Origin of the sequence: Neisseria sp. GT4A_CT1 (assembly GCF_000227275.1) — a bacterium.
Taxonomy (GTDB): domain Bacteria; phylum Pseudomonadota; class Gammaproteobacteria; order Burkholderiales; family Neisseriaceae; genus Neisseria.
In genome coordinates this window covers 126,103-143,734 of the sequence record NZ_JH164965.1, presented here as the reverse complement: position 1 = coordinate 143,734, position 17,632 = coordinate 126,103, and the positions used below count along the sequence as shown (strand labels likewise).

Annotated in this window: 16 protein-coding genes and 2 pseudogenes; 6 read left to right on the top strand and 12 right to left on the bottom strand. The window is 49.9% G+C overall.

Annotation, left to right across the window (positions count from 1 at the left end; translation table 11 throughout):
* The 4 genes from HMPREF1028_RS03345 to HMPREF1028_RS03330 all read left to right on the top strand — a co-directional run.
* Positions 1 to 1,793 (top strand): ATP-binding cassette domain-containing protein (locus HMPREF1028_RS03345; protein WP_009311372.1); only part of this gene is annotated, 1,793 nt, incomplete at its 5' end.
* A 289-nt stretch (positions 1,794 to 2,082) separates the two neighbouring features.
* Positions 2,083 to 2,451, top strand: a complete 369-nt coding sequence (locus tag HMPREF1028_RS03340) for a hypothetical protein (RefSeq protein ID WP_009311370.1) — start codon at positions 2,083 to 2,085, stop codon at positions 2,449 to 2,451.
* Between the two features lie 150 nt (positions 2,452 to 2,601).
* Positions 2,602 to 3,153 (top strand): hypothetical protein, encoded by a 552-nt coding sequence (locus HMPREF1028_RS03335; protein WP_009311369.1) that lies wholly within the window; start codon positions 2,602 to 2,604, stop codon positions 3,151 to 3,153.
* Positions 3,154 to 3,263: 110 nt separating this feature from the next.
* Positions 3,264 to 3,860: an ABC transporter substrate-binding protein gene (locus tag HMPREF1028_RS03330; RefSeq protein ID WP_003758567.1), complete on the top strand. Its 597-nt coding sequence runs from the start codon at positions 3,264 to 3,266 to the stop codon at positions 3,858 to 3,860.
* A 324-nt stretch (positions 3,861 to 4,184) separates the two neighbouring features.
* Here the strand turns inward: HMPREF1028_RS03330 and HMPREF1028_RS03325 are convergent, their stop codons facing one another.
* The 4 genes from HMPREF1028_RS03325 to iscX all read right to left on the bottom strand — a co-directional run bounded on the left by HMPREF1028_RS03325 (position 4,185) and on the right by iscX (position 9,041).
* A complete protein-coding gene (locus tag HMPREF1028_RS03325; protein WP_009311368.1) occupies positions 4,185 to 4,775 on the bottom strand; it encodes a LemA family protein in 591 nt (196 codons plus the stop codon).
* Positions 4,776 to 5,206: 431 nt separating this feature from the next.
* A complete protein-coding gene (metE, locus tag HMPREF1028_RS03320; RefSeq protein ID WP_009311367.1) occupies positions 5,207 to 7,483 on the bottom strand; it encodes a 5-methyltetrahydropteroyltriglutamate--homocysteine S-methyltransferase in 2,277 nt (758 codons plus the stop codon).
* A 136-nt stretch (positions 7,484 to 7,619) separates the two neighbouring features.
* Positions 7,620 to 8,501, bottom strand: coding sequence for a methylenetetrahydrofolate reductase (metF, locus tag HMPREF1028_RS03315; RefSeq protein ID WP_009311366.1), 882 nt, complete (start codon positions 8,499 to 8,501; stop codon positions 7,620 to 7,622).
* A 342-nt stretch (positions 8,502 to 8,843) separates the two neighbouring features.
* Positions 8,844 to 9,041, bottom strand: a complete 198-nt coding sequence (iscX, locus tag HMPREF1028_RS03310; protein WP_003742471.1) for a Fe-S cluster assembly protein IscX — start codon at positions 9,039 to 9,041, stop codon at positions 8,844 to 8,846.
* Between the two features lie 260 nt (positions 9,042 to 9,301).
* Between iscX and HMPREF1028_RS03305 the strand changes: the two genes are divergently transcribed.
* The gene (locus tag HMPREF1028_RS03305) at positions 9,302 to 9,913 is read left to right on the top strand and encodes a hypothetical protein (RefSeq protein WP_009311365.1); all 612 of its coding nucleotides are present in this window, start codon (positions 9,302 to 9,304) and stop codon (positions 9,911 to 9,913) included.
* 95 nt (positions 9,914 to 10,008) lie between these two features.
* Here HMPREF1028_RS03305 and HMPREF1028_RS03300 read toward each other — a convergent pair whose 3' ends face one another.
* From HMPREF1028_RS03300 to trpS, 8 genes and pseudogenes are all read right to left on the bottom strand, one after another.
* On the bottom strand, positions 10,009 to 10,626 hold the full coding sequence (locus HMPREF1028_RS03300; RefSeq protein WP_009311364.1) for a hypothetical protein: 618 nt from the start codon (positions 10,624 to 10,626) through the stop codon (positions 10,009 to 10,011).
* A 75-nt stretch (positions 10,627 to 10,701) separates the two neighbouring features.
* The gene (gene fdx, locus HMPREF1028_RS03295; protein ID WP_003764447.1) at positions 10,702 to 11,043 is read right to left on the bottom strand and encodes an ISC system 2Fe-2S type ferredoxin; all 342 of its coding nucleotides are present in this window, start codon (positions 11,041 to 11,043) and stop codon (positions 10,702 to 10,704) included.
* 60 nt (positions 11,044 to 11,103) lie between these two features.
* Positions 11,104 to 11,904 (bottom strand): hypothetical protein, encoded by an 801-nt coding sequence (locus tag HMPREF1028_RS03290; RefSeq protein ID WP_009311363.1) that lies wholly within the window; start codon positions 11,902 to 11,904, stop codon positions 11,104 to 11,106.
* A 224-nt stretch (positions 11,905 to 12,128) separates the two neighbouring features.
* Positions 12,129 to 12,491, bottom strand: coding sequence for a TIGR02328 family protein (locus HMPREF1028_RS03285; protein WP_009311362.1), 363 nt, complete (start codon positions 12,489 to 12,491; stop codon positions 12,129 to 12,131).
* Positions 12,492 to 12,571: 80 nt separating this feature from the next.
* The gene (hscA, locus tag HMPREF1028_RS03280; RefSeq protein WP_009311361.1) at positions 12,572 to 14,434 is read right to left on the bottom strand and encodes a Fe-S protein assembly chaperone HscA; all 1,863 of its coding nucleotides are present in this window, start codon (positions 14,432 to 14,434) and stop codon (positions 12,572 to 12,574) included.
* Positions 14,435 to 14,598: 164 nt separating this feature from the next.
* Positions 14,599 to 15,603 (bottom strand): adenosine deaminase, encoded by a 1,005-nt coding sequence (locus HMPREF1028_RS03275; protein ID WP_009311360.1) that lies wholly within the window; start codon positions 15,601 to 15,603, stop codon positions 14,599 to 14,601.
* A 20-nt stretch (positions 15,604 to 15,623) separates the two neighbouring features.
* On the bottom strand, positions 15,624 to 16,163 hold the full coding sequence (locus HMPREF1028_RS03270; protein WP_009311359.1) for a hypothetical protein: 540 nt from the start codon (positions 16,161 to 16,163) through the stop codon (positions 15,624 to 15,626).
* Positions 16,164 to 16,240: 77 nt separating this feature from the next.
* A pseudogene (gene trpS, locus HMPREF1028_RS03265) lies at positions 16,241 to 17,250 on the bottom strand (tryptophan--tRNA ligase).
* Positions 17,251 to 17,380: 130 nt separating this feature from the next.
* Between trpS and HMPREF1028_RS14450 the strand changes: the two are divergent.
* Positions 17,381 to 17,521 (top strand): annotated as a pseudogene (locus HMPREF1028_RS14450) (IS5/IS1182 family transposase); the annotation flags it as partial.
* Positions 17,522 to 17,632 lie beyond the last annotated feature (111 nt).

The following is a 17,632-nucleotide window of genomic DNA, read 5'->3' as shown; positions in this document are numbered from 1 at the left end:
TTGCCTTAATCAAGGGTGAAATCACTCAGGACGGCGGCGATGTCTCGATTCCGAAAAATTGGCGGATGGCTTCCGTTTCCCAAGAAACGCCCGACTTGGACATCTCCGCGTTGGACTACGTTTTGCAGGGCGATGCCGAGTTGCAGGCTTTTCAGACGACCTTGGCGCAGGCGGAAGCGCAAAATGACGGCATGAAGCAGGCGGAATACCATGCTAAATTGGAAGAAATCGACGCTTATACCGCGCCGGCCCGTGCAGCGAAATTGTTGAACGGACTGGGTTTTTCGCAAGAAGAACACAGCCGTCCCGTCAAATCCTTTTCCGGCGGCTGGCGTATGCGTCTGAATCTTGCGCAAGCCTTGATTTGCCGCGCCGATTTGCTCTTGCTTGACGAACCGACCAACCACTTGGATTTGGAAACCGTCTTGTGGCTGGAAAACCACCTTGCCTCTTTACCCTGTACGCAAATCATCATTTCCCACGACCGTGATTTCCTCAATGCGGCAACCACCCAAACCATTGAATTGTCCCAGCAAAAGCTCACGCAATACGGCGGCAATTACGATTTTTACCAAAACGAACGCGCGCAACGCCTAGCGCAGCAACAAGCCGCCTATGTCAAACAGCAGGCGCAAATCAAACATCTGCAATCGTTTATCGACCGCTTCAAAGCCAAAGCCACCAAAGCCGTTCAAGCGCAAAGCCGTATGAAGGCATTGGCGAAGCTCGAGCGTATCGCTCCCGCGCATCTGGACAGCGAGTTTTCCTTCGAATTTTACAATCCCAACCATCTGCCTAATCCCTTGCTGAAGCTGGAACACGCTGATTTGGGTTACGAAGGAAAAACCGTCCTGCATGACATTACCCTGTCGCTGGAGAGCGGCGCACGCTACGGGCTATTGGGTGTCAACGGCAGCGGTAAATCTACGTTTATCAAAGCCTTGGCAGGCAAAATCAATTTGCTCTCCGGCAGCATCGTCAGTTCCGAAAAACTCAATATCGGCTATTTTGCCCAACACCAGCTCGATACCATCCGCGCCGACCAAAGCCCTGTTTGGCACATTCAGCAGCTTTCTCCCGAAGTGCGCGAACAAGAAATCCGAAATTTCCTCGGCGGCTTCAACTTTGTCGGCGATATGGCGTTGCAGAAAACCGAACCCTTTTCGGGCGGAGAAAAAGCCCGCCTCGCCCTTGCCATGATTATCTGGCAAAAACCGAATTTGCTGCTGCTTGACGAGCCGACCAACCATTTGGACTTGGATATGCGCCACGCTCTGACGCTCGCGCTGCAAAGTTTCCAAGGCGCCTTAATCGTCGTATCGCACGACCGCAGCCTGCTTGAAGCCACTACCGACAGCTTCCTCCTGATTGACAAAGGTCGTCTGAAAAACTTTGACGGCGATTTAAACGATTATCGTCAATGGAGGTTGGCGCAGGAAAACGCCACCGCCGCACCTGCCGCTTCCGCGCAAAGCCAAAACCGCAAAGACACCAAGCGTATCGAAGCACAAATCCGTCAAGAAAAAGCCCGACGCGGCAAGCCGATACAGCAGAAAATCGACAAAGCCGAAAAAGAAATGGCGCAGCTTTCCGAAATTCAAACGGCATGTGAAACATTTTTGGCACAAGAGGAAGCCTATTTGGACGAAAATAAAACAAAATTACAACAAACCCTCGCACAATTAACAGAAATTAAAGTAAAATTAACACAAATAGAAGAAAACTGGCTTTTGTGGCAGGAAGAGCTAGAGCAAATCCTGACGGAAATCGATGCAGAATTTACACAACTATAAATACTTCGCAGCGAGGGTTTCCGTACTTGCCTTCAGAAGCCGCCAAAAAATACAGTTCGGCATGGTCACTTCAGACTGTCGAACTGTATATAGTGGATTAACTTTAAATCAGGACAAGGCGACGAAGCCGCAGACAGTACAGATAGTACGGAACCGATTCACTTGGTGCTTCAGCACCTTAGAGAATCGTTCTCTTTGAGCTAAGGCGAGGCAACGCCGTACTGGTTTAAAGTTAATCCAATATAAAAACAAAAATAGGTCGTCTGAAAACTCAAACTACGGAAAACACATGCGTTCACGAATCAAGCAAGGGGCACTTATCGTCGCATCCTCCCTCATTTTGGGCTTATCCCTCCACACCGCAGCAGCCGTCTTCAGCTGCCATTCCGGTAACAGCAAAACCTACACATCCGAACCATCTGGAAACTGCACAGGCGCGGATCTGCCCAAAATCAGCAGCCACCAAGGCGGTGCATACCGTCTGAAAATCAACAAATTAAGTAGCGATACCGAAGAAAAGGCGGCCAAGCCCAAGAAGGCGCGTTCAAAAGAAAAATCGCGGGAAAAGGCGCAAGAGCAAGAGACAAAGAGCAAAAACGCCAAATCACGCTCCAAAAAATCGGATAAAGCCGCAAAAACATCGTCTGAAAACGAGTGAGGCAATTTTCGCTATAACGAATGAGACGGTTTGGTTTGAAATTAAAAAAGTCAGCCGTCCTATTTGAGAGAATATGCTGGCATTGTTATACTATTACAGTTGAATGCAATATCTATCGAAAAATTACTTATTTCACATTACGACCTTACCATGAAACAATCACTTCACGCATTGGCAGCTTCATTGCTGATGTTTGCCGCCGCATCAGGCACACAAGCTTCCTCTAAAATCTATACCTGCACAGTCAACGGCGAAGTCGTCTATACTTCGCGCCCATCTGGAAACTGCCATTCGGCAGATTTACCGACCATAGGCAAATACAGCAGCACGCGCTACGATGCTCCCGCTTTAGAAATGCCCGAGCCTACTGCCGAAGCTCCGTCAAAACGAGCCGGCAACGCAAAACCTGCACCTAAAAATACCGCTAAGGCAAATCCTGCACCTGCGCCCATCCGTCCGGCTCCTGAAGTCGCAGCAACGCCTGCGCCCAAATCTTCCGGCAGTGCTAGCCGCCGTTCGATTTTGGAAACAGAGTTGAGCAACGAGCGTAAAGCGCTGGGCGAAGCGCAAAAATCTCTGGCGCAAGCCCGTGTAGCCAAAGGCGGTCATGTCAACCAACAGGAAATCAACAGCCTGCAAAGCGCGGTACTCGACCGCCAGCAAAACATCCAAGCCCTGCAAAGGGAATTGAGTCGGATGTAGGCTGTTCCTACCTTCTTTACCTGCCTTTCTTGGTTTTACATTACGTTAAATATTTCTAAAATATAAAGTTTTACAATTAACCTTTAAAACTTTTAGAAATAGGTACGTATATGGCATCCTATTTGTCCGCTTTTGTACTGGCTGCACCTATGGTGCTTGCCGCCCCGTATGTTGCCGCTGCACATCCTGCACAAGAGCAGATGCAGCAAAATATCGATACTGTTTTGAAAATCGCACGCAATACTTCCTTGAGCGAGCCGCAGCGTGTCAAACAAATACAGCAGTATGCCGACCGTTATTTGGATTATGAACGCATTTCCGCTTTGGCTGTCGGCGCGCCTTGGCGCAATTTCTCAGCACAGCAGAAAACAGATTTTATTCAGGCATTCAAAGAGATGGTGGTTTCAATGTATTCCCATTCCGCTTTGGTTGGCGCTGCCGATGCGAAGGTGAAATTGCTGCCTAAAATGACTGAAAACGGCAATAAGTTTGATGTGTTTTCGGAGCTTCAAACGAAGAGTGGTAAGAAATACGAAGTGGCGTATCAGCTTTATCGGGTAGGTTCTGCCTATAAAATCTACAATTTCCGTCTAGATGGCACAAGTTTAGTAACCGTATACCGAAATCAATTCAATGAGTTGATTAAGCAAAAAGGTATTGACGGTACTATTGCCGTCGTTAAAGCCAAAGGTTTGAAGAAGCAATAATTTGATTGATAATTTTCCTGTTTTCTCAAGAGAAGGATTGGAATGGTTTTTCCATTTGAGGATAAGGGATATCATAGTAGATTAAATTTAAATCAGGACAAGGCGACGAAGCCGCAGACAGTACAGAACCGATTCACTTGGTGCTTCAGCACCTTAGAGAATCGTTCTCTTTGAGCTAAGGCGAGGCAACGCCGTACTGGTTTAAAGTTAATCCACTATAGTAAAGCACAGAATGGATGGATTCTGTGCTATTTCTATGGCTTGTGATATTCAGATTAAGACCAAATTACAACGTTACATCCTGATCTATTTGCGCCACGTTTATCAAGCCATCAAGTGTTTGCTCATTTGCGGAACACTGTTGTCCTCAAATTTAATCAGGCTGGCTTTCGCGTGATAACCCAATACTTTGGCAACAAGCCCGCTCATGGTTTTTCTCAACATGCGGTTGTAGCGTTCTGCAGATCGATTGTAGGCGCGTCGTGCAGATACAACATCGGTTTCGGCGGCGTCCAGCATTTCAAGCTGGCTTTTCAGACCTTGATCGGGGCGTTGTTTCAGGCTTTTTTCTAAAACTTCTTGCAGGGCGCGGAGTGAGTTGTTCAAGCTTGCTTCTGCGTTGCACAAGCGCGAAAGGGATTCAGGTGAAAATGATTTGGATGCTTGGGTCAATACGGCTTCAGCATCGCCACATGAGGACAATAAATTGCTGTCGACATTGTCATCTTCTCGTCCCAGATAAATTTTTGAAGCATCCAAAACATGTCTGACTGCCTGATGGCGGCATGCTAGGGCGATACGGAGTGCAACAAAAGATTCTTGATAATCTCTTTTGCAACGGTCTAATTTTTGTTTGAAGTTGAGTAGTAATACGGTCAGTATTACGGCGATGAAGATAAGACTGATGATTCCCATAGCGTGCATCCTTATTGTTTGTTGCTGTAATGTGTTGTTTGATATAGTGGATTAACTTTAAACCAGTACGGCGTTGCCTCGCCTTAGCTCAAAGAGAACGATTCTCTAAGGTGCTGAAGCACCAAGTGAATCGGTTCCGTACTATCTGTACTGTCTGCGGCTTCGTCGCCTTGTCCTGATTTAAATTTAATCCACTATATATGCGGATTTTGCTGTTTGTGAGTAGATACAGTTAGCCGCTGTTTTAATTTAGTTTCGTGTAATTATACCCTAAATAAATTATTTTGCCCATTAGTCATAAAAGATTATTGTGGAAGACAATGGGGAGGATAGGCTATGGAGGCTCAGTTTGATGGAAAAATGAAATATTAATTTGGTAAAAAGGTCGTCTGAAAATGTTCAGACGACCTTTTGATTACGCTAGTTCAAACTTATTTTGCCAATTCGGCACGCAGTTTGTGGGTAACGTTCATCATCACTTGGAGTTGTTCCAGAGTTTCTTTCCAACCGCGTGTTTTCAGACCGCAGTCTGGGTTTACCCACAGGCGTTCAACCGGTACGACTTCGATGGCTTTACGCAACAGGTGTTCCACTTCGGCTTCTGTCGGTACGCGTGGGCTGTGGATGTCGTAAACGCCCGGGCCGATATCGTTCGGGTATTTGAATTCGCCGAACGCAGTCAACAGTTCCATGTCGGAACGTGAAGTCTCGATGGTAATCACGTCGGCGTCCATAGCTGCGATGGCAGGCAGGATGTCATTGAACTCAGAGTAGCACATATGGGTGTGGATTTGTGTGCTGTCTTCGCAACCGGTAGAGGACAGGCGGAAGGATTCGCCTGCCCAGTTCAGGTAGGCATCCCAATCGGCACGTTTCAAAGGCAGACCTTCGCGGATGGCAGGTTCGTCGATTTGGATGACTTTGATACCTGCTTTTTCCAGATCCAATACTTCGTCGTTCAGGGCCAGTGCGATTTGTTTGCACACGGTAGAACGTGGGATGTCATTGCGGACGAAAGACCATTGCAGGATGGTTACGGGGCCGGTCAACATGCCTTTCATCGGGCGTTTGGTCAGGCTTTGTGCGTAAGTAGACCAAGCGACAGTCATGGCTTCAGGACGGCTTACGTCACCGAAGATAATCGGTGGTTTCACGCAGCGTGAACCGTAGCTTTGTACCCAGCCGTATTGGGTGAATGCAAAACCGCTCAACAATTCGCCGAAGTATTCGACCATGTCGTTACGCTCGGCTTCGCCGTGTACCAGTACGTCCAAGTCCAGTTTTTCTTGCTCTTCAACCACCAAGGCGATTTCTTTTTTCATCGCGGCTTCGTAATCGGCGGCAGACAGTTCGCCTTTTTTGAAGGCTGCGCGTGCTTGGCGGATTTCGGTGGTTTGCGGGAAAGAACCGATGTTGGTAGTTGGCAGCAGGGGCAGGTTCAACCATGCTTGTTGCGCTTTGATACGGTCGGCAAACGGTGATTTGCGTTGGTCTGCATTGGCAGGCAGGTCGGTCAGGCGTTTGGCAACGTCTGCGCGGTGGATTTCGCTGCTGTTGGCGCGTGAATCGGCAGCAGCTTGGCTGGCGGCGAGTTCTTCGGCAACGGAATCACGGCCTTCGTTCAATGCGGCTTTCAGAACGCGCAATTCTTGAGTTTTTTGCAGGGTAAATGCCAACCAAGAGTAGAGGTTGGGTTTGTTGGCTTTCAGTTTTTCTTCAACTGACAAGTCAAATGGAGTGTGCAACAGCGAGCAAGAGCTGGAAATCCACAAACGGTCGCCCAGTTTGGCTTTCAGGGGATCGACAGTTTCCAAAACTTTGTTCAGGTTGGCGCGCCAGATGTTGCGGCCGTCGATAACGCCGGCAGACAGGACTTTGTCGTAGTCGGCAAATGCGTCCAGTTGTTCGGGAGCGCGTACCAAGTCGATGTGCAGGCCGTCAACGGGCAGAGCTTTCAGCAATGCGGCGTGTTCGGCAACAGAACCGAAGTAAGTGCTCAACAGGATTTTGGCGTTTACTTTGCTTAAAGTGGCGTAAACGTCTTTGTAGGCTTCCACCCATTCTTTAGGCAGGTCAACAGCCAAAGCAGGCTCGTCGATTTGAATCCATTCGGCACCGGCTTCAACCAAAGCATTCAGGATTTCAACGTAAACGGGCAGCAGTTTTTGCAACAGGCTCAGGCGGTTGAATTCGACTGCGCCTTTTTCTTTACCTACCCACAGGAAGGTCAGCGGGCCGACGATGGTCGGTTTGGCTTTCAGACCCAAAGCTTGGGCTTCTTTCAGTTGTTGAACGTAGTGTTTGGCGTTCGCTTTGAATTCGGTATCGGCGTGGAATTCAGGCACCAAGTAGTGATAGTTGGTGTCGAACCATTTGGTCATTTCGATGGCGAATTGGTCTTTGTTGCCGCGCGCCAGTTGGAAGAATTGTTCCAAAGACAGGTTTTGGCTGTCGAAGCCGAAACGGGCGGGAATCGCGCCAGTAGCGACTTGCAGGTCGAGGATGTGGTCGTAGAAAGTGAAATCGCCTACGGCAACGTAATCGGCGTTGGCGGCGGCTTGGTGTTTCCAGTTTTTTTCGCGCAGGTCTTTGGCGACGTCGAGCAGCTCTTGTTCGCTGATTTCTTTACGCCAGTATTTTTCTTGGGCGAATTTCAATTCACGGAAGGCGCCGACACGCGGGAAGCCTGAGAAATGTAATGTTGTCATGTTGAACTCTCCAGTTGGATTTTGTAAGGACCGGTTCAATCCGAATCGGTCGGTATTGTAAATCAGAATAGGGCGGATGGGGCGGCGTTTTGTTTTTCAGACGACCCCCTGAGGTCGTCTGAAACCGTTTTCGGCTTTAAGGACGCACGCCTAAAATATGGCAGATGGCGTAAGTCAGCTCGCTGCGGTTGAGCGTGTAGAAGTGGAAATCTTTCACGCCTTCGCGGGACAGGACTTTGACCATGTCGATGGCGATACTTGCCGCCACCACGATTCCGCGTGTGCCTTGGTCGTCGTCCAAACCTTCATACATTTGCGACAGCCATTTCGGGATTTTGACGTTGGTTACTTGCGCCATTTTGCCGAGTTGCTTGAAGTTGGTAACAGGCAGGATGCCGGGAACGATTTCGACGTCGATGCCCAGCATTACGCAGCGGTCGCGGAAGCGCAGGTAGCGTTCTACGTCGAAGAAGAATTGGGTGATGACATGGTTTGCGCCCGCATCGATTTTGCGCTTCAGATTAATCAGGTCGGCTTGTGCGGATTTCGCTTCGGGATGCACTTCGGGGTATGCCGCTACTGAGATGTCGAAGTCGGCGACAGAGCGCAGGAGTTTGACCAAATCTTCGGCGTAAAACGGTTTTTTCTCATAACCGGGTGGCTCGTCGCCACGCAGGGCGACAATACGGCGGATGCCGCTGTCCCAATAGTCTTTGGCGATTTGGCGCAATTCGTCGGGAGAGGCGTCGATGCCGGTCAGGTGCGGCGCGGCTTCCAAGCCGGTTTCCTGTTGGATGCGTTTGACGATGCTGTGCGTACGGTCGCGTTCGCCGGAGTTTGCGCCGTAAGTTACGGAAACGAATTTGGGATGAAGGGTTTGCAGGCGATGGATGGAGTCCCACAGCATGGTTTCCATTTGTTCGTTTTTCGGCGGGAAAAATTCGAACGAAACGTTGATGTCGCCCTTCAAGTCGGAAAGGCTGTTGTTTAACGCATTGATTTCTTTTGCGTAACTCATTGGCTGTGTACCTCGGTTGTCTTTTTTAAACGTTTTCAGGCTTGTATGATAAATTTGTCTTTTGTATGAGTCAAATTCAAAATTTTCAGAAAGTTTATGAATTATTTTAATGTGGCTGCCATTATGCTTGCCTCTATTCATATGAGGGCAAGCCGGGGAGAAAATACAATTCAGATATGTGGGAATATCTTGAAATTAAATGGATTTCAATGGCTTGTATTTTTGTTGGTAAAGCAAAAGCAATAAGATGTTTTGCGCTTGAGTTGGCTATCAACCCATTCAAACGTCGTCTGAAAAATTTTCAGACGACGTCTTGGTTTTTAGCTTGCAAATGATGTTGCCTCACTCAGCTTCTTCAATCCATGCCTGTTGTACGGCTTCGAGGATGCGTTCGCCGCAGCGTGCGGGATCGTCGTCGAAGTCGGGCAGCGCCATAATCAGGTCGCGCAGTTGGGTGAAGCGAACGGTTTTCGGGTCGATGCTGTCGCCGTGCAGGTCGTAGAGTTCTTCGGCGATGCGTTGGGTGTCTGTCCATTTCATGATGTCGTTCCTTTTGGAGTGTCCGAATGGGTTGATTCGGGATGGCTTGTTTAGGTTTTAATGCTTTGGGGAAAATTCGTGTCGGCAATGATTAATGCGTCTGAAATCGCATATGGTATTTTCCTATGTAATATTTTCAAGGCGTACGTTAATACATTTTTCTGACTTTCACTAAGGAAAATTTACACTTTGTCATGCAACCAAATCATTTGGAATGGTTCTTAAAGAAATCCATTATAGTATGAATAACAGGAAAATCGATGAACAACGCACTCAATGCCAAATTATCCAAACTTATTTACGCGCTCGCCTCCGATGATCCTAATTATCTTGCCAAAGCGGGGGTGTTCGACCGCCTGCTGCTGCTTATCCGCGAGCTTTATCAGATGTTGGATGATAGCGAAGGGCTGAAGCGTCTTTCCTTGCGCCTCCGTTATGGCAAGCGTTACGGCATGATTGCTTTGGATGCCGCCGCGCCGGGCGAAGATGCGGGCGCTTTGCGTTTGAAACGCTGGATGGTGTATTCGCGTATTGCGGAACGCATTGTCGGCTGCGGCAACGACGTGTCTGTTGCGCTTGACGATATGGCGGTGGAAAACGAAGAAGCAAAACAACGTTATATGGATGCCGCAAACGAAATCATCAAACGCTTCGGCTTGGCGGGATATGTCCCCGAACCGCCGAAATCCGTCACAACCGAAGCAAAAAACGAACCGGCACCGAAGCCCGAACCTAAGAGCATCATTACCCGTCATGGCAGCAGCCTCAGTATGCTGAACGCCAAAGGCAGAGTGGAAAATTATCCTGTTGCGCAAACCGTCGCTTCGATGAAAGTATCGCGCTTAAGGTTTGTCGTTCCACGTTCCAAATAAACGATTTGGCAGCGATTTGACGCAAGGTCGTCTGAAAACGGTCGGTAAGGCAGTTTCAGACGACTTTTTGTTTGCTTTTAAAGACGGTGTTATTGTTACTCCAAGGGAATAGCATGGTCAGACAGCTTCGTCCCCCCAAGTCCAAACTTTTTCAGAATGAAGGAAGACGGGTATTGATATGTTGTTATGTCTTTAAAGGCAGCGGGGTGCTTATACACAATGATTTCTTTTTTACAGGATTTTGTAATACAAGCTTCCTCGGAATTATTGATATCTCCCGAGCGTTCAAAAATGTTTTTAGATTCCGAATAGGCATAAAGATTATTACTTACTAAAACCTCTTTACCATTTTGAATCTTAGTTTTGGTAATGCCCAAGGATTTTAAATTGCTACCCTGATAGTATAAAAATAAAATCAAATGGCTCTTGTCTTGGATTGGTTTACAAGAGGTGAAGTAATCCCCATTTTCAACCGCAAGCCCAAAACGTTTTATTGGGGTTGTCCTGATACGGTAGCGGACAGGGCGCTTGATTTTATCAATCATGGCATTCAATTGCTTATTGCGATATTTGGTGTCGCCAACAATTTTTTCCATTGCCTTATCTACTTCTGCTTGGTTGTATTGATAGCAAGTCACTTCCTGCCATTTAGCATGATCGGCATAGGCTGTGTGCAGGAAGAATAGGAGTGAAAGCAAGGTTAAACGTTTCAACAATGAATCCCAAACTATTTGCTTTTGAAAGGTCGTCTGAACATTGCTGTATCCGTTTCAGACGACCTCTTTGCATCAATGATCTTCGCGCGCGTGGTTGATGGTGTATTTGGGGATTTCCACCACCAAGTCTTCGTCGGCAACCACTGCCTGACAGCTCAGGCGCGAGTCGGCTTCCAAGCCCCATGCTTGGTCGAGCAGGTCTTCTTCCAGCTCGCTCGGCTCTTCCAAACTGTCGAAGCCTTTGCGGATGATGACGTGGCAAGTGGTGCAGGCACAGGATTTTTCACAGGCGTGATCGACTTCGATGTCGTGGTCGAGCAGTACGTCAAGGACGGTTTTGCCTTCGGGCGCGTCTTCAATGACTGCGCCTTCGGGGCATAATACGGCGTGTGGGAGTACGGTGATTTTGGGCATTTTTATTGTCTCTTGTAATGAGTGGTTTGATAATGGTGGGGTTTAACAATAGTCTGTGTTCTATGTCCATTCGAATGTAAATAATGCAATCCGGCTGACGGGTTCGTAGAGCAGAATTACGTCATCTGCTCCGTTGGAGTATCCATATCCTGAGCATGAGGCAATATGGTAGAAAGGATTACCCTGGTGTTCTATGAATACGTTCCAATCCTTGTCTTCTTTTAGAGTGAAGGCGGGAGGAATGGGACTAGTATCTACCCAATTTCCACCTTTAATCACTCCGCCTAATCTATCAAGATATAGACCAGAATAGGCATTGTCGTAAGGCTCGTCGCCGTACAGTCCCTCTCGTTTTTCAAAATCTGATTTGTTCTTTTGATAGATTTGAACAGATTCATCGAAATACTTCAGTGCTTCTTGATAAAACTCTTCTTTACGCTTTTCCAGAATGTCTTTGTTTTCAAAAGCATTGGGATCGAAATCGGCGCAAAGTATTTGTTTTAAGTTCTCTCTGTATTGAGGACTGCGGGTGAAATAGCCTTCTTCTCCCAAAAATTCATATTTGTTATCGTCTGTCAAACGGAAAGCCAACCAGTTTTCACCAATAAATTCATTGTGGTAAGCAGGTGTGAAGCCACCTATATAGTATTCATAAGGTTCGATTGGGTTGATAAGATGGACGATTGTGCCACTCCATTCTGTTTTAAATTCTCCCAAATCTATACTCATCATGGGTAGGAAATGATTTTTTAGCCATGGCTGTTTTTCACAGAATACAGTTTCCGGTTCTGCAAAAGCAATGAGATTTTCATTGAGTTCGTTGACTTTTTCCTTGAATGGGAGATTTGTAAGTTTGTTCATGGTTTGCTCGTGCTGGGTTGGTCATTATAGTGGATTAAATTTAAATCAGGACAAGGCGACGAAGCCGCAGACAGTACAGATAGTACGGAACCGATTCACTTGGTGCTTCAGCACCTTAGAGAATCGTTCTCTTTGAGCTAAGGCGAGGCAACGTCGTACTGGTTTAAAGTTAATCCACTATATTTCAGACGACCTTTTGTGATGAAAGGGTCGTCTGAAACCGTTTATAACACGATGCCTTTGTTTTTTAAATTTTCCAGACATTCGTCCAGATAAGCATCATCGTGTTCGGGGTAAATCGGCGAATCGGCGGCTTCGATATCGTGTGCGGGATAAGGGGCAACCGCTTTGCCGCGGTACAGCGGGTCTTTCCACAACGGGTCGGGTTTGTAACCGCGTTTTTCCATTTCTTCCATAATCAACGCGTGATACAGATAGAGCTTGTCAGGCGAATGGGTGAAAACGTAATTCACCGTCGCGTGCGGCCTGCCCCAGCCTGCTCCGCGCAAGGCGGCGCATTCGCGGTGTTGCCCCAAAAGCTGGGCGCGGGGGAGTAGGGGGATGAGGGTTTGGTGCCAGAGTCTCATAGAAGAAATCGTGTCGGTTTGGATATTAGATTTTCAGACGACCTTTGTGTCTTTCGAGGTCGTCTGAAATCGGTTAACCATCAAATATTATCGACACTTTGCCCCGTCAGCGCACGTTGGATGTTGCGGTTCATGCGTTTGGCGGCGAAGTTGTCGGTACTGTGGCTGAGTTTGGCGACGGCGGCGCGGATGTCTTCGGCGTTGCCGTCTTTCAGACGACCTTGCAAATCGGCGATGTCTTGCTGGATTTGTTGCAATTCTTCGGCATCCAGCAAATCGCTATCCAACTCAAGGGCGGCGTTGACGGCGTCGGTCAGGCTTTCGGCTTCGACCACGGCTTCGGCGCGGGCGCGTGCCACCATGTCTTCGGCGGCGTTGCTCATGCTGTCTTTGAGCATTTGGGTGATGGTGTCGTCGTCCAAGCCGTAGGAAGGTTTGACTTCGATTTGCGCCTGTACGCCGGTGCTTTGTTCTTGGGCGGAAACGGACAGCAAGCCGTCGGCGTCAACTTGGAAGGTAACGCGGATACGCGCCGCGCCTGCGGTCATGGGCGGAATGCCGCGCAGGGTAAATTTGGCAAGGCTGCGGCAGTCGGAAACGAGTTCGCGCTCGCCTTGTACGACGTGTATCGTCATGGCGGTCTGGCCGTCTTTGAAGGTGGTGAAATCCTGCGCGCGCGCGGTGGGGATGGTGGAATTGCGCGGGATAATTTTTTCGGCGAGTCCGCCGTAGGTTTCCAAACCGAGCGACAAGGGGGTAACGTCCAGCAGCAGCCATTCGCCGTCGGTTTTGTTACCGGCAAGGACGTTCGCCTGTATGGCGGCGCCGAGCGCGACGACTTCGTCGGGGTTGAGGTTGTTCAGCGGGGTTTGTCCGAAGAAGGTAGCGACTGCTTGTTGAACGTGCAGCATACGGGTGGAACCGCCGACCATAATCACGCCTTTGATGTCGGCTTTGGTCACGCCCGCGTCTTTCAGTGCCTGTTTGACCGGCTCTATGGTTTTTTGCACCAGATTTTGCGTCAGGTGGTGAAATTCTTGGCGGGTAATGACGGTATGGATTTTGCGGCCGTCTGAAAGCGTGGCTTCGACGACGGCTTCGGTTTGGCCGGTCAGTTGTTCTTTGGCGGCGCGGACAAGGGAAAGCAGAAGCTGGCTGTCGCGCTCGTTGAGTTTGGAAAGGTCGTTTTGTTCGAGCAGGTGGCAGAACAGGCGGTGGTCGAAATCATCGCCGCCCAATGCGCTGTTGCCGCCGGTGGCTTTGACTTCAAACAGCCCTTTGGTCAGTTGCAATACGGATACGTCGAACGTACCGCCGCCCAAGTCGTAAACGACAAACGTGCCTTCTGAGGCGTTGTCCAGCCCGTAGGCAATCGCAGCGGCGGTCGGCTCGTTGAGCAGGCGCAATACGTTCAAGCCCGCCAAACGCGCGGCATCTTTGGTGGCTTGGCGTTGGGCATCGTCGAAATAGGCGGGAACGGTAATGACGGCGCCGACCAAATCGCCGCCCAATGTTTCTTCGGCACGCGATTTGAGGGCTTTGAGGATTTCAGACGACACTTCGATAGGCGTTTTGGCACCTTGGCGGGTGTTCAGTTCGACCACGCGCTCGTTGGGCGTGAACCGGTAGGGCAGGTATTGCGCGTCCTGCGCGAGGTCGGCAAGCGTGCGGCCGATGAGGCGTTTGGCGGAGCTGATGGTGTTCAGCGGGTCGGTTTTTTGGGCGGCAAGGGCGGCTTTGCCGACTTCGACGGCATCGCCTTCGCCGTAGCGGACGACAGAGGGCAGGGTGGTACGCCCGTCCATATCGGTCAGACAAACCGGGCTGCCGCTGCGGACGGTGGCAACCAGGCTGTTGGTCGTACCCAAGTCGATGCCGACGGCGAGGCGGTGTTGATGCGGAGCGGCGGACATGCCGGGTTCGGAAATCTGCAAAAGAGCCATGATTGTGTGCCTTTTGATGCTGTATTTATTAGGATAGGTCGGTATTTTAACAGATTTCGGGCGGATAGTTGAGTGGTTTGGTAGGGAATTGGCTGTGGTTAGAGGATTTGTATTTTTAGATAAAAACAAAGCCGACCGGATTGTTTTTCAGGTCGGCTTTGTGTCTAAACATGGATGCCGTCGATTTCGGCGTACCGTTTTGCTTTTTCTTCCGCACTTAAAAACGAGGCTTTGAACGAGTTTTTACATAAGGTGCGGATGTCCGTTTCATTCAAATCCAATGCGTCGGCAAGTTCGATGAAATTTTGGTTGAGGTAGCCGCCGAAGTAGGCGGGGTCGTCTGAATTGATGGTAACCAATACGCCGCACTCAAGCATACGGCGCAGGTTGTGCCGGGACAGGTCGCCGACGACTTTGAGTTTGAGGTTGCTCAATGGGCAGACGGTCAGGGGCATTTGTTCGGCAATCAGGCGCTGCATAAGGGTTTCGTCTTCTTCGGAGCGCACGCCGTGGTCGATGCGGACGACTTTCAGCAAATCCAACGCTTCCCAAACGTATTCGGGCGGACCTTCTTCACCGGCATGGGCGACGGCGGGAAAACCTTGTGCGCGGGCTTGGGCGAAGACGCGCTCGAATTTCGAGGGCGGGTTGCCGAGTTCGCCCGAATCCAGTCCGATGCCGTCGATATGTCGTCTGAAAGGCTGCGCTTGGGCAAGCGTTTCAAACGCGGACTCTTCGCTTAAATGCCGCAGGAAACACATAATCAGCCTGCTGGAAATGCCCCATTTTTCCTGCGCTTCCAGGCGGGCGCGGGTAATGCCGTTGATGACGGTTTCAAACGGTACGCCGCGCGCGGTATGGGTTTGCGGGTCGAAGAAGATTTCGGTGTGGACGACGTTGTCCTCACGGCAGCGGGCGAAATAGGCGGTGGTCAGGTCGTAAAAATCCTGTTCGTGGAGCAAGACCGCCGCCGCTGCGTAGTAAATATCGAGGAAGGACTGGAGGTTGTGAAAATCGTAAGCGCGGCGCACGGCGTCCACATCCGCATAGGGAATGGAAACGCCGTTGCGCCCGGCGATGGCGAACATCAATTCCGGCTCGAACGTGCCTTCGATATGGACGTGCAATTCGGCTTTAGGCAGGGCGCGGATTAAGGTGTGTACGGTCATGGGTGCACCCGCTCGATCAATCAATAGTGGCGGCGGCGGAAGTAGAACATTCCTTCGCTGTCGAGTTCGAGGATGTAGCGGCCGTTTTGAACGGCGGCATAGCCGCTTTTGCCTGCCTGATACGGTTGCAGGGCGGCGTGGGAGAGGAGGTAGCCGGTTAGTTTGCCACCGTCTTCGGCGATGTTGCCGACCAGTTTGGCAAACAAGGCATGGCATTTGCCGTTTTCAGTCCAGCCCAAAGGCTCGCCTTTGTCGCCGGTTTCCATACATTTGCCGCTGATGACTTCTAAATCGTTGGGGTGGTTGCCGATCAGTTGGATGACGTTTTGTTCGGACAAGCCGTTAATTGGATAGCTGATTTGTTTTTTGCCGTCGTTGGTTTTGCCTTCACTGCTTTGACCTAAATCCAAGCCTGCGATGGCGTTGTTGTCGATGTATTTGACTTTAAACGCGGGTTTGGGCGCGGCTTCGGTGGCATTTTGGGCGGGCTCGGCTGGGGCTTCGGATTTGCCGCAGGCGGCGAGCAAAAGGGCGGATAAGAGAATTGGAAAGGCTTTCATCGGATATTCCTTGTTTTAAACAGGAAAAGGTCGTCTGAAATATAAGCGGACTGCTTTTTCAGACGACCTTTTGAGATTTACTTCAATGGACGGATGCCGACGGCGTCGCGTACTTGGTCCAGCAGTTCGCGTGCTTCTTTGCGCGCTTTGGCGGCGCCCGCCTGCAGGATGTCTTCGATTTGCGAAGGATTGGCGGTCAGCTTGTTGTAACGTTCGCGCGGTTCAGCCAGCTCGGCGTTGATTTTGGCGGCCAAGAGTTTTTTGGCTTCGCCCCATGCCAGGCCTTCGGCAAGCATTTGTGTGAACGCTGCGGTTTCAGACGGCGTGGAGAAGGCTTTGTAGATTTCAAATAGAGGACTTTCGTCGGGCTGTTTCGGCTCGCCCGGCTCTTTCATGTTGGTGATGATTTTGTTGACCGATTTTTGGGTTTTCTTGTCGTTTTCCCAAAGCGGAATGGTGTTGCCGTAGGATTTGGACATTTTGCGTCCGTCCAAGCCGACCAAGAGTTCGACGTTTTCGTCGATTTTCACTTCGGGCAGGGTGAAGACTTCTTTGAAGCGGTGGTTGAAGCGGCCGGCGATGTCGCGCGCCATTTCGACGTGTTGGATTTGGTCGCGGCCGACGGGGACTTCGTTGGCGTTGAACATCAGGATGTCAGCGGTCATTAAAATTGGATAGCTGTACAGACCCATTTCTACACCGTGGTCGGGGTCTTCCTGATGTTTTCAGCGTTTGCCTGCACGGCGGCTTTGTAGGCGTGGGCGCGGTTCATCAGACCTTTGGCGGTGATGCAGGTCAGAATCCAGTTCAATTCCATCACTTCGGGAATGTCGCTTTGGCGGTAGAAGGTAGTGCGCTCGGGGTCGAGTCCGCAGGCAAGCCAGGTGGCGGCAACGGCTTGGGTGGATTGGTGAATCATCTCCGGCTCGTGGCATTTGATGATGCCGTGGTAGTCGGCGAGGAAGAGGAAGGATTCGGTATCGGGGTTTTGCGCCGCGCGGACGGCAGGGCGGATGGCGCCGACGTAGTTGCCCAGATGCGGGATGCCGGTGGTGGTTACGCCTGTGAGGACGCGTTTCTTGCTCATGGGAATATCCTTAAATGGCTCAAGGTCGTCTGAAAATGAAATAGGGATGGATTATACCTGATTCCGATGCGTTTCAACTTTACGGAAATCGGCGGTTTCAGGCAGGAGTCTCAACACAACGGACGGGTAAAACCGTCAAGTCAGTTGCGTGAAATAATAATATAGTGGATTAACTTTAAATCAGGACAAGGCGACGAAGCCGCAGACAGTACAGATAGTACGGCAAGGCGAGGCAACGCCGTACTGGTTTAAAGTTAATCCACTATACGTTTTCAGACGACCTGTTTCTTTGATTAACGGTTGATGGCTTTGTCGGCAATGTCTTTACGGTATTGCATGCCGTCGAAGCTGATTTTTTCCAATGCGCTATACGCCTTGGCTT

Coding starts and splice junctions, on each gene's coding strand:
- HMPREF1028_RS03285 (WP_009311362.1), bottom strand. CDS start 12,491: ATGAGACTCTGGCACCAAACCCTCATCCCCCTACTCCCCCGCGCCCAG.
- metF (WP_009311366.1), bottom strand. CDS start 8,501: ATGAGTTACGCAAAAGAAATCAATGCGTTAAACAACAGCCTTTCCGAC.
- HMPREF1028_RS03305 (WP_009311365.1), top strand. CDS start 9,302: ATGAACAACGCACTCAATGCCAAATTATCCAAACTTATTTACGCGCTC.
- HMPREF1028_RS03275 (WP_009311360.1), bottom strand. CDS start 15,603: ATGACCGTACACACCTTAATCCGCGCCCTGCCTAAAGCCGAATTGCAC.
- iscX (WP_003742471.1), bottom strand. CDS start 9,041: ATGAAATGGACAGACACCCAACGCATCGCCGAAGAACTCTACGACCTG.
- metE (WP_009311367.1), bottom strand. CDS start 7,483: ATGACAACATTACATTTCTCAGGCTTCCCGCGTGTCGGCGCCTTCCGT.
- HMPREF1028_RS03270 (WP_009311359.1), bottom strand. CDS start 16,163: ATGAAAGCCTTTCCAATTCTCTTATCCGCCCTTTTGCTCGCCGCCTGC.
- HMPREF1028_RS03290 (WP_009311363.1), bottom strand. CDS start 11,904: ATGAACAAACTTACAAATCTCCCATTCAAGGAAAAAGTCAACGAACTC.
- HMPREF1028_RS03335 (WP_009311369.1), top strand. CDS start 2,602: ATGAAACAATCACTTCACGCATTGGCAGCTTCATTGCTGATGTTTGCC.
- HMPREF1028_RS03325 (WP_009311368.1), bottom strand. CDS start 4,775: ATGGGAATCATCAGTCTTATCTTCATCGCCGTAATACTGACCGTATTA.
- HMPREF1028_RS03330 (WP_003758567.1), top strand. CDS start 3,264: ATGGCATCCTATTTGTCCGCTTTTGTACTGGCTGCACCTATGGTGCTT.
- HMPREF1028_RS03340 (WP_009311370.1), top strand. CDS start 2,083: ATGCGTTCACGAATCAAGCAAGGGGCACTTATCGTCGCATCCTCCCTC.
- hscA (WP_009311361.1), bottom strand. CDS start 14,434: ATGGCTCTTTTGCAGATTTCCGAACCCGGCATGTCCGCCGCTCCGCAT.
- fdx (WP_003764447.1), bottom strand. CDS start 11,043: ATGCCCAAAATCACCGTACTCCCACACGCCGTATTATGCCCCGAAGGC.